Below are 11,916 nucleotides of genomic sequence, written 5' to 3'. Positions count from 1 at the left end.
CGGTGTGCTTCATCACAAATGATCAGATCAAATTCCGGTAAAGCATATTTCTTTTGCGCATCCGAAATCACTTGGATAGAATGATAGGTTGAAAAGATAACCGTCATTGCATTTGCTAGGTTTTCACGAGCTTCTTTGGCAAGGGCTTTTGCATCTGTTGTAGCAGGGAGAACAAGATCTTATGTTTCCATGCCAACAATATCATCTTGGTTTTTACGACGCTTGCCTACTTTTGTATCCGAACACACAGGCAAAGGAACGCAACGGGACTTGTGTATCGGCTGTCCATTCACGGATCGTTTGCGAAACTAAAGCCAGAGAAGGTACCAGAAACAAAACACGCTTGCCTTTTCCTGCTATGTGTTCTGCTATCTTAAGGCTAGTGAAAGTCTTCCCCGTTCCACATGCCATAATCAGCTTGCCACGGTCTGCTTCTTTTAAACCTTCACAGACTTTCTTGATGGCTTCTTCTTGATGGGGACGAGGCTCTTTTGTTGATTTCAGAAGAACTTCTTGTTCTGTTGCAAATATTTGCCAATCTATCCGACTGTTTTCCATATGACGAAGGTCAATACGATAAACGGGTATCGCTTGTCCTTTAATCATGGCATTCACATTGTCACTTAATTCCATTTCCGTGGTATCAACGAGAAGGCGATATTTAAAGATGTCTTTTCCAGATGCTGCGATAAAGCTATCAATATCCTTTTTACTGATCTGATGGTCTGCTTGATAAAACTTACATTGAATAGCGACATAGCTCTCTTGATGACGAAGCTTAGCCACCAAATCAATACCGATATCATTTTTATTCCAACCTTCACGCTTTTGCGCCCATTCATAATAGGTTTGAACCTTTTCGTAGCGTCCATAATGGAGAGGGTCTTTCGTCAAGTAAGCTATGACAAGGTTTTCAAACAGTGTTCCTAATTCACGAAGTGATTTAGCTTGTTGACGATAATATTCCAACAGAGAGCGTAAGGTGACGTGTTAATTATCAGACTTAATAGATTGAAGCATATTGTAATAAAAATCCCTTGCCTTATGATATGATCAATAATCATCAAAAGAATCAAAACGAATTCAATTAAATGTACTTAAAGAAAATATCGATAAAAATGGGAAAAAACTGCTAAAAAAGCCGATATTTTTTTCAAAAGGGGTCTTTAAGGCTGCTTATCAACAGCCCATGACATGGGATAAGATCAGTAAAGTAGTGAAATTTGCTATTCGTTTTATGGAAAAAAGACAAATTCGTTATGTGCTTTAAAATATCATAATGAGTATTTTGATAGGTTTTATGGTGAATTTTTCTTATAGGTTTTGAAGGTGTAAAAACCGTCAAAACCCCCTCAAAACGTATATTATTAGTTGAATTTATAGGTTGTGTTATCAATATGAGTTGTTTTTTTAAGATCTGTAAAATCTTAACCTATTGAAAAATAACATTTTTAATTTTTATCGTTTTTTATCTAAAAGAGGCAACCGTCAAAACTCAAAACCCCTTCAAAACCTATAGAGATTGTGTTTTGGATATCTTTGACACAAGATAAAAGGAGCATGTTTCTTCTTTAAAAAATTATAAAACAAAAACCCTCAAAGATACTTTGTAAACCCTCTGTTGGTACGATAAGATCTTTGAAGGTTTTAAGGATAACAAAAGATTACAATGACTTCATTGTTTGATGCTGTTGTTTTTAACGAAAGGGTGCCATTCATAACGTATGGTAGGTCGACCGCCTTGAGAGCTATTTTCGCTTGCTATTTGACGAATATGATTGGAGCGACATAAGAGCTCTAAAGCTTGCTTAACGGCTCTATTATCTGTTAAACCGATCCAACTTCTTTGATGAATATCACGTAAAGTAAAAACATCGGGTAAATGATCACAGCGCTCGACAATTAATTTTGCACGCTCTGCTGTTAATGTATCATTCGCCGCATAAAGACATTTTGCATGGCTTATCAGATATTTTTCCCAACGCAAAGCTGTTTGAAGGGCATAGAGTCCAATTTCAAAACGACCACTATCAAGAAGTTCAAAAATCAACGCAAGGCTTGCTATGGGTCTTTGGTATTTTTAAAAGATGCGATTGTAAGCTTTCAGAAAGGTTATTCTCTTTAGCTTTTTTAAAAATCTTTTGCATCCACTCACGAAAGATCTCTTGAGCATCAGCAGAAAAACGCATGACAAGCGGGTGTTCAGGAGAACCAAGGGGTTTATCATAATGAGAACGTATTAAGCTAAGAGGAGATGCCAAATTCTCAAAGGAGAAGTGCAATGCACCTTTACGAGTTTTTTGGACTTCATGATTTTTTGTACAACATTATGCCCCCCAAGATTATGTGCCCTTAAGCAGCTACAGTCGTTGATACAATATCCTCAGCAAGCATTTGTTCATCTTGCACATATATTTTTAGTATTTTTAATAATTTTTTTTGGAAGATTTCTTGATACGGCACGCGATACATCAGTGCTAACGTTCTCTTAAAAAACACACAGATAATTAATCAGCTTCAAAAAACAACCTTACCAATGAAGTACTAGCTAGAGGGTTGCATGCACAACGCAATAATGGCACACTGATTCCCACAAGCGTGCTTCACATATTGTACGCGTAGCCTGTACAGAGTCTACCGCTCCTAAATACTCAGACGTAATGCTACTGGATCGTACAGTGACCGCAGTTGCACCCTTAAATACCGGTTCCTACCATATCATAATGCTTGACAAAAGCATCATGCCATCATAGCAACCTCTTTGCGTAGGGGGTCCACAACATAGCTCTACAAATTGTTGACGCATTGCCAAGCTAACAGTTTTCTTGCCCACCTACGCCAATGAGACCATCACTATCCTCTTTTTGAATCGTAAAACAAAATGATTTCCCATGAGCGATAAACCATCTGCTCAAAGTCCAGCTAGCTCAAACTCATAGCATTCTAAACCTTTAGGCTCGCTCTTCCCCCAAGGGGGCATAGTCAGATATATCACTTCCCTCACCTATTCACGCGCTGGGATAAAAAAAATCTGAAACTACGAGGCAACGCTGCATTTGTATGCAGCGTTGTTGTTAGGTATAAGCTTCTATTGAGATAGTTCTAATGGGAAGCCCCCACAGCTAATGGTATAGGGATTAATTTGGATTCTTTCGAAATGTTATATATAAATTTAATGTGCCGCCCCAAAACACACCACCAGTGAACCCACTTAAAAGACCAAAAAGAAGGTTAAAATCAAATGCATATTTCAAATCAGGTACAACCTTGAGAAAAACAATCAATGTGAATTTGATGACAAAAGCGATAAGAATAAATGTCAGCGTCAACGGCGTACCAGGCAGAATAATGAAATCCGTTCCTTCTTTGATTTTTAAACGCGCAGTAGCACGCCAGAGCAACCAGCCAACGCCAAAGCCGATCATCAGCCCTGCCAACATTGCGATTGCTCCCCAGCGCGGGAAGACCAGCTGGTTAATCACATCGCTTGCGCCCAAAAAAAGAAAGACGAACGGCAAGAGAAAAAGGCGGTAAACCTTCGTTTCCCTATCTTTCAATGCGATTATTCCCCTCGCAATGAGAAAAATAAGCAAAATCCAAGCCCATAAAGGGGTTCCGGTCAGAATGTTAAACAATGACATATTATGCTCCATGATGTTTGATGCGATAAAAATATTGCATGATGTTAGGAAGATATTTAGAAAAAAGAATACCAGCACAAATTAAACCCATAGTGATTAACCAAATCTGGGGGGTCCATGTAAAAAAAGCCACTAGAAGACCATTAGCAAAAAAGATGATTACCCAAATCCATGTAATATATTTATTGATGAGATAAAATAGGATATGTTTGCGTTTTTCTTCAGAAACACCAGCACTGGCATAAAAAATGGTAAAGGGTTTCTTTACCAGCAAGCTAATCAATGAAACCAGAGCAAGTGACAGATAGCAAAAAACTGTGGGGTAGTTCAGTAAAAGTGTAGACCATCCAGCGAAATAATTAACAAACAGGACAATAAATGTCAGAATGTTAGTAATCATCACAGGTTCTCCCTGCCGGACAATTTTAATATTCACAGCAATAATGAACAATAAAATCACAGTTAAGATGAGAGAGCGTTCGACCAGAGTTAAAACGTTTCCATTGATAACCCAGGAGTAAATACTCCACGGAATAAAAGAGATTATTATGTTAAACATGGCGCATCCTCCTTTTTATATTTGATAGAAAACTTACCGCAAGTGCTTCGTTTTTTAGTTTCCGTATGAATATAAAAAACGCCACCCGGTTCATACTCTGTATCCTGTTTAATGGTCAACTGATAGGTATCTCCCGGATAAACTGCTTCAATGAACTTTACTTTTTTCAGCGCAACAGATGCGATATTTTTCGTACTACCCTGCGTGGCTAAAGCCAGAACCATCTCAATCAATAGTGAACCAGGACATACGGCGCGGGAGGGGAAATGTTCCTCAAAAAGCGGGTGATGCGCATTAAAGGAAAAAGTACAAGAATCTCCGGTTATGGAGGAAATCTTACATAAATCGCCTAGTAATGGAAGAGCGACTTTCTGAGAACACGAGCCAAGGAAGCAGACTTTACTGACCATGATGATTGCCTGCGCAATAACGGCCTTTCCATTGTCATATGTGCTAGCCTTACAATGAATACGGTAGGCCTCATTAATGCGTTCAATATGTCCTTCAACGCATAACCGATCGCTATCAAAATGGGTGGTAGAGAAAAACTGTTCAACCATAACAGGGAGATAGCGATAAGTGAGATCTGAGTTTTTAGCCACCATGGTGGCGAATCGAACTGAAAACTGATGCAAGGCTTCGAGTAACAAGCCTTGTTTCAAATAGTTATGGGCTAACTCCCAGTGAGAAATATCGATTTGCCCGCAAGCACGCATCGGTGTGGTTAAGGTGATACTCTGACATATACCCAAGAAATTTGGCTCGGTGTGATGCTTTATAGCCATAATTGGGAGACCTTTTTATATCTTTCTCTTAAATCCTTTGATGATAAACCGAAGGAATGAGCGCTAAACCGCGCTTGATAGTGCGCGAGAAGTATCGGCATACGACAAACGAAAAAAGCCAACAATCCCAGCTCAGGAGAAGCCCGATGTTTGCTCATGATGCTTGCAATTAGAAAATCGACATTGGGTTGCAGTCCTGTATTGTCCGAAATAGATCGCACAAGCGAACTGAAGGGGCACATAGGCACCTGAAAGCGTGAAAAAAAGAAATAAACCCGGACATCCCATTGCATAATCGGGTGACCAAACCTTGGCCAGGGTTTGTCTTTGCAATAATGCGTTACCGCCGCCTTAAGATTCCCGGCTTCAATCTCATGGAGGACACCAGAAAGTCGCATGATAGCATATTTGCAGGCTCCCATATGCGCGGGGACAATGGCACAAAACCCACCGATTAGTGCAGAAATGACGTCGCTCTTGGTACTGATAATAAATCTTACCATGGTGGTTGTGGGTGTCACAATACCAAACCCGCCCAGCAGTAGAGACATGCACCCGCAAAGCACATCAATATCCCAGTCGGAAGAAGCTTCCTTGCTAGTTAATACTAACCAAAAAGCAAGCTCCAAGGTATTGCAATTTTCGATCGCCGGCAAATCGGAAAACTGTTGGGAAGAGCACGCCAATGCAATAATCCACGGCATCAGCAAGATAATTTTAAGACAACAACCGTCGCTTACGGGAGCCATGACCTTACCCTGAGCCGCCGAAACCTCAACTTGCGATAATAACATCATAGATCGCTGCGTTAAACTCAAAGATGGCAATACATTGATCAGTTGATGCATCGCCTGCAGTTTGGCTGTAGGATCCGTCTTTTGCAGTTCGGCGTTAGTATTCTGAATCAGCAGATCCATCTGTTCTTCATTAAAAAGGTTGCCGGTCAGTACAAACCATGCGTTCTGCAAATAACGGTTTTCATCGGCAATATCAATCAAATTACATCCACGAATAAACAATGCGTTATTATCTAAATCATAATTATCAATAACATCATCTGACATGATTTACTCCTGCTGCTCCGGTGACACGCTATAAAACCTGATGTTGACATTTATCGTATGCGAATTCCCTGATACAATTTCATTACACAAATTATCAAGTTGCATTACAGGACTCCCTTGCGTCATAAACTAGCAGGCATTTCCCTCTGGATGAGAAAAGCAAATCGCTATATTCGACGATGGTGACATTAATACGTCCGCGCTTTTTCATATAGGCTTCATAAATATCCGGCAAATGATAGATTTCCTCAGTTAGTTCGGACAAATCAAGGTCGTGAAATACTTCGCAGCAGATTTTAATATCCATAATTTCTTGTCTATCCGCGGATAAAGACAATACAATTTGAACAATTACATCGGGCAACCGTCGATTAATAATTTTGAATATTTTTTCATGGCTAATCAAATTCCCCATGAAATTAAAATCAATAGCATTGCGTTTAATATCTTCAAAATAGAGGTCACCATTTTCAACGGATAATGTGCCCATATCGCCCACGGAATATCTGATAAGTTTGCGCGAGGTATCGGGATCCAGTGATGTCACTAGCAGCCCTCTCTTATCTTCATATTCAAAGAAGAAATCATCGCTGAAGAGCTGGTACCGATTAAGCCGCCCTTCGGCGGACATACCAATGAAACCGCACTCCGACAAACCATATAAACCAATTATCCGCAGATCGGCGCCTAGCATCTCGCGCAGATAGTTTTCATGCACGCTCAGCATCGATTCACCGGTAAAGATCACTTTTTTAATTGCCAGTGGAACCCCAAGGTTGAGCATAGCTTCAACGAACTGAACGATGGTGCTGGGCACACCAAACAGTACCGAGAGCCGTATTTCAGCCAGAAACTCGAAATGATTCTTCAGCAGCAGAGCAATATCGCCAACCGGCACAACATGTGCACGGCAATTTTTTAAAATTTCACACGCCAAGTAGTGTAAAGATGAAAACAGATTAATCGTAAACAGGTTGCCAACGACATCCCCTGGGGAAAAAACCTGCCGCGCGCGCAGGTTACGAATTAAATTGCGCTCTGATGAGCTGATCCCTTCCTTACAGAATTTTAAACGAACGTTGGCCATTTTCATCGCCCCAGTGATGCCGCTTGTAGCACTAATCAGCATCGGTAAGTGTTCACCCGCAGAGTCCACTTGAGTCAAAGAACCACTATCACCAGTGGTCGAATAAACGCGTGTACTTATCCTAACCAAATCGCGGAAAGCAATGTAATCGAGTGCATGGCAGCCAGTTATTGCCGTTATACGTGGTTGCATTTTTGCATACATTTCAGCACAGAAATAATCCATGATAACTCAGACCTTTTTAATGAAAATTGCACAACCCAGAGCTGCTAGACCTTCTCCACATGCCACTGTCCAGCTCATCTCACTAAGATCGCAGCCATATAAAAAATCGGTGATACCGGCTAATGTAAATTTTTCTTCTGTGAACATAGCTGCCACACCGCATTCACGACGTGATTGGTTAAAAACACCCAGTGCTGTTTCTTCTGCATCAGCTAGGGGTTCATGGATGATAATACGACCGCCGCGATCTAAAACACGGCACAACTCCTGTAATCCTTTTTTAGGTTCAGCCCAGTGATGAATTACGGAACGGGCATAAATCATTGAAAAGGAGTTATCGGGAAACGGTAAATTGCTGACGCTGTCTTCAATAATGTTGAATGCATGCTGGTATTTTAACTCCGTACATTTTTTAACACAAAACTGAACCATACGGGGATCAATATCAAACCCGTAAAAGGAATAGTCTGTGAGTTTTTGGAAGCGGTAAAGCTTGAAAAGCATGTAGCCAGTTCCCATGCCAATATCGAGAATTTTTTTCTTCGCAGAAGTAACACCAGATGCTTCTTCCAGAATTCTTTCTATCAAATACGCATTCCACGATGATGTACCTTCAGTAGCATACCTTTCATAGTGCTCAGGGGTGATATTTACCAGTAAATCATTCATCACATATTTCTCTAAATGAAGCTAGTTATGGCATTGCCATAAACTCGTTAAAAACTAACTGGGTATAGAAACGGTTACGTCCTCATATAAGAAGTCATCTAAAATAATTGATTGCAAACATGCATCCAGCAAAACAACGGTTATCACAGATTGACAAAGATAATAGCAGTTACAAATAAATGTCATCCCTTTAAACGTAAATATATTCCCAACGTACCGAAAAACACATCGCGTCCTATCATGTTCAACTAAAAAATAATCATTTATATCAAAAGTGCACGCCGAGATGGCGCATAATGCCTTATACAAGCTCTCCATGCAGCTAAATATTGTGGTGCATAACCGATTATCCAGCACCTGCCCTGCTGGAAAGTCCGCGCATTTTTCACAGTAATCTAGCATAAATGGTCTCGGTAGTTTTTTTTTCTCAATAAATTCGATATCAACCCCGACAGACCGAATCCGCGGATCGTTATTAACCAACATAATACTTTTACTCCGTCCATGGCTCACAGAACTGTGTGACATCTTTACATCTGGCAAAATCCGTTTAAATATATCGATAAAAAGTACCTTCGCCATTTCACGTTGCAATATCATTCTCGATGTACGTTTCGTCGATACAGGCAAATAACGATGAAGCCTATCAATAGCCAAAAAATAGGTATAAAAAGAATGGCTCACAATGCACAGATAATTGTTTGCACGGCGATTAACATACACTCTGCTCATACTATGAGCTTTATCTACACGGTACATTTTATTTTCCCTGTATTTGTCGTGACAATTTTTCTGATATTTACTTTAAATGCATACTGATACCATTTATCAGTTAATAGTTTAGTAACGACTTTAACCTGCTCACTATTTGCCGACATATCAAGGTTGAGATAAAGATCGCCGTTCTGTGCTTTTGAAAAGTAATGTCTTAAACATCCGGCATACTTAATAATGTCATTTGAAATCAGTTGAACTGGGATAAACTTACCATTGTGTTTAAATTCATTAACGGCTCTAGCTATCCAGTAATAGCATTCGGATTCATCTTTAACAAACAGGTCGCCGGAATCAAACCATTCATCACGCGGCTTTAATTGCAAGAAACTATCAACATAACCATCACACGCGAAAGGCGTTTTATAAAACAAACAAGGCATTGATTTATAATGATAATATATCGTTATTCATATTGAATGAGAGTCCCGAATAACCTAAGATTGTCTCATTTTAAATCAGTTTATATTGCTTCAATCAAAACCACTCATTTGCACATAACAAGTGGGATGAATGTGTGGATCAAATTTATATAAGAAAGGAGTAAAAAATGGCTCTTATGAACCGTCTTAATGCAAGATCTGTCGCAACATTGGGGGCTGGCAAATATAATGATGGTGCCGGCTTGTTACTTCATAAGCGTAAAGATGGTGGTGCTCAATGGATTTTACGGTATACCCTTCACGGACGTCGTCGTGAAATGGGCTTGGGAGCGTTGCGAGATGTCTCTTTAAAACAAGCCCGTGAATTGGCAACTGGGTGGCGTTCGGTTTTACGTGAGGGGCGTGACCCCATTAAAGAACGCAATAAACAAAAGCGTGAGGCAATAAGCAATCTTCATTACTTAAAAGATATTGCCGTAGATGCTTTTGAAAGTCGGAAAGCTGAATTAAAAGATGATGGTAAGGCTTGTGATTGGTTTTCACCTTTACGTCTTTATATTCTCCCTAAATTAGGCTGTCTACCCGTTTCAGAGATTACTCAAACAGAGATACGCAATACTCTTGCCCCTATTTGGCATACAAAAGCTGCAACAGCAGAGAAAGCATTGATACGTCTTAATCTTTGTCTTAAACATGCGGCTGCATTAGGTTTGAATGTTGATTTACAAGCAACAGAAAAAGCACGCGCGCTCTTAGGCAAACAACGCCATAAAACGCAAAATTTTCCAGCTATGGATTGGAAAAAGGTTCCGGCTTTTTATAAAACACTTTGCGAAACAACAACAATGACACAACTGGCTTTGCGTTTGCTTATCCTTACAGGGGTTCGCTCTAACCCTTTACGTCATATTCATAAAGATCAAGTTGATGGGGATATATGGACTATCCCTGCTGAAAATATGAAAGGAAAGCGTGATACAACAAAAGAGTTTCGCGTGCCTCTATCATCTGAAGCATTAGACATTTTAAAACAAGCGCGCCTTTTATCACGCAATGATTTCTTCTTTTCTGCAACAGGTCGCGGTCCCCTCGCGCATAGGTGTATGGCTCAATATATGAAACGTATTGGACTTGAAGCCTGCCCGCATGGCTTTCGCTCTAGTTTACGCAATTGGCTTGCTGAAACAACCGATGCCCCCTATGAGGTCGCTGAAACCATTCTGGGGCATGTGGTCGGCGGTAAAGTAGAGCGTGCCTATCGTCGTACTGACTATCTAGAACAGCGCCGTGTCTATATGGATAAATGGGCCGCTTATGTCACTGGTCAATCTTAAGATATGGGGTGAATAACCCCATGATCTGTGGATAACTTTAACTCTCTTCTCTCTCATTCTTTCTCAATAAGACTCATAATTTATCACATTAGAAATTGTATGATAAAATATTGTTTTCTATAAATAAAACACCTTCAAAAATAAACCAAAATGTGCTTAATAAATAGGCATGATTTGTTACCATTTTTTGAGAATGAAAGGATTTTAAAATGACCAAAAATGATATTCTTTTAACAGACCGTGAAAGTGCAAAATTGCTTCATATGAGTGTCTCAACTTTCCGCCGTCATGTCACCAATGGCTCTCTCCCAAAACCCTTAAAATTTGGTTTTTTATCCCGTTGGTTACAATCGGATCTCTTGAATGTCATCGAGCAAGCGAAACAGCAACGTCAAAATGACGCGGCATAAAAAAAACCTTGTCACGTAAGGACGGACAAGGCTTTCTCAAACTCATCAATCTAGAGATAGCACAATCCGTCCTATGACACAACGTTATAGGATTTAAAATGATGTGTTCTTTTAAGAATGCGCAGGGTATTACACGTGCCTTGCGTGGGGTTTGGCATGGGCGTTATGGAACAGCCCGTTGCCCTGCTCATGATGATAGGCTGCCTAGCTTATCCCTTACCAATGGACATGATGGGCGCCTTTTACTCACTTGTTATGCTGGCTGCTCTTTTAGAGAGATCATACAAGCGCTCATCAGAATTGGCTTGCTTGGAAAACAAGCCTTTTTTGATAAAGCTTATGATCACGCTCTTTCTTTATCAAAACAGATTTCTGCTGATCTCAAACGAGCAAAACAGAAAGCAGAGAGAGCAAAAGCAATTTGGCAACAAAGCCAACCTATTAAAAACACTTTAGCAGAAACCTATTTACGTATGCGGGGGATCACATGTGATTTGCCTACAGATTTACGCTTTTACGACAAATGTCCACACCCTTTAGGGATTACACTGCCCGCGTTGGTTGCTCTTGTTAAGGGTGCTGGCTCCTTTGCCATTCATAGAACCTTTTTACAAGCCAATGGCTGCAAAACAGATCAAAAACCAGCAAAAGCCATGTTAGGGTCTGTTATGGGTGGTGCTGTGCATTTAAGTCAAGCCAATCCAAAACATCTGGTCATTTGTGAGGGCATTGAAACCGGTCTAGCTCTACTGTCTGGGTTGTTAACAGAGCCCGTGAATTTATGGGCGTCCCTTTCAACCCATGGCATGATGCATGTGAATTTGCCTCCTACAAAAGCCCGTCTCACCATTGCAATGGATGGCGATGAGGCTGGTCATAAAGCAGGTTTTACCCTCGCTGCGCGCGCTTATAGACAAGGCTTTGAGGTTTTTATCATGCAAGCCCCCTACGGTCTAGATTTCAATGATGTTTTGATACTGAAAGG

General features: G+C 40.3%; 10 protein-coding genes and 2 pseudogenes. 3 read left to right on the top strand and 9 right to left on the bottom strand.

Annotation, left to right across the window (positions count from 1 at the left end; all coding sequences use genetic code 11):
• From ACFIO5_RS08455 to ACFIO5_RS08415, 9 genes and pseudogenes are all read right to left on the bottom strand, one after another.
• Positions 1–972: pseudogene (locus tag ACFIO5_RS08455) on the bottom strand (restriction endonuclease); the annotation flags it as partial.
• A gap of 703 nt (positions 973–1,675) precedes the next feature.
• Positions 1,676–2,243 (bottom strand): annotated as a pseudogene (locus ACFIO5_RS08450) (DUF3987 domain-containing protein); the annotation flags it as partial.
• An 894-nt stretch (positions 2,244–3,137) separates the two neighbouring features.
• A complete protein-coding gene (locus ACFIO5_RS08445; protein ID WP_375637075.1) occupies positions 3,138–3,641 on the bottom strand; it encodes a hypothetical protein in 504 nt (167 codons plus the stop codon).
• Position 3,642: 1 nt separating this feature from the next.
• A complete protein-coding gene (locus ACFIO5_RS08440; protein WP_375705239.1) occupies positions 3,643–4,200 on the bottom strand; it encodes a hypothetical protein in 558 nt (185 codons plus the stop codon).
• Entirely contained in the window at positions 4,188–4,985 is a 798-nt protein-coding gene (locus ACFIO5_RS08435; protein ID WP_375705238.1) for an ApeI family dehydratase, read from the bottom strand. Before ACFIO5_RS08435 ends, ACFIO5_RS08440 begins: the two co-directional genes overlap by 13 nt.
• Positions 4,976–6,049: a citrate/2-methylcitrate synthase gene (locus tag ACFIO5_RS08430; RefSeq protein WP_375655444.1), complete on the bottom strand. Its 1,074-nt coding sequence runs from the start codon at positions 6,047–6,049 to the stop codon at positions 4,976–4,978. Before ACFIO5_RS08430 ends, ACFIO5_RS08435 begins: the two co-directional genes overlap by 10 nt.
• Positions 6,050–6,143: 94 nt before the next feature.
• Entirely contained in the window at positions 6,144–7,361 is a 1,218-nt protein-coding gene (locus ACFIO5_RS08425) for a phenylacetate--CoA ligase family protein (protein WP_375680461.1), read from the bottom strand.
• A gap of 6 nt (positions 7,362–7,367) precedes the next feature.
• On the bottom strand, positions 7,368–8,030 hold the full coding sequence (locus ACFIO5_RS08420; protein ID WP_375680460.1) for a class I SAM-dependent methyltransferase: 663 nt from the start codon (positions 8,028–8,030) through the stop codon (positions 7,368–7,370).
• 746 nt (positions 8,031–8,776) lie between these two features.
• On the bottom strand, positions 8,777–9,130 hold the full coding sequence (locus ACFIO5_RS08415) for a hypothetical protein (RefSeq protein WP_375705237.1): 354 nt from the start codon (positions 9,128–9,130) through the stop codon (positions 8,777–8,779).
• 224 nt (positions 9,131–9,354) lie between these two features.
• On the opposite strand from ACFIO5_RS08415, the gene ACFIO5_RS08410 reads away from it, so the two are divergent.
• The 3 genes from ACFIO5_RS08410 to ACFIO5_RS08400 all read left to right on the top strand — a co-directional run.
• Positions 9,355–10,521 (top strand): tyrosine-type recombinase/integrase, encoded by a 1,167-nt coding sequence (locus tag ACFIO5_RS08410; RefSeq protein WP_375705236.1) that lies wholly within the window; start codon positions 9,355–9,357, stop codon positions 10,519–10,521.
• 209 nt (positions 10,522–10,730) lie between these two features.
• Complete coding sequence (locus ACFIO5_RS08405; protein ID WP_375634775.1) at positions 10,731–10,931, top strand: helix-turn-helix transcriptional regulator; 201 nt, start codon at positions 10,731–10,733, stop codon at positions 10,929–10,931.
• Between the two features lie 98 nt (positions 10,932–11,029).
• A partial coding sequence (locus tag ACFIO5_RS08400; RefSeq protein ID WP_375705235.1) for a DUF7146 domain-containing protein occupies positions 11,030–11,916 on the top strand: 887 nt, incomplete at its 3' end.

The organism is Bartonella sp. AA86SXKL (assembly GCF_042196885.1).
This window is presented reverse-complemented; position numbering and strand designations above follow the sequence as displayed.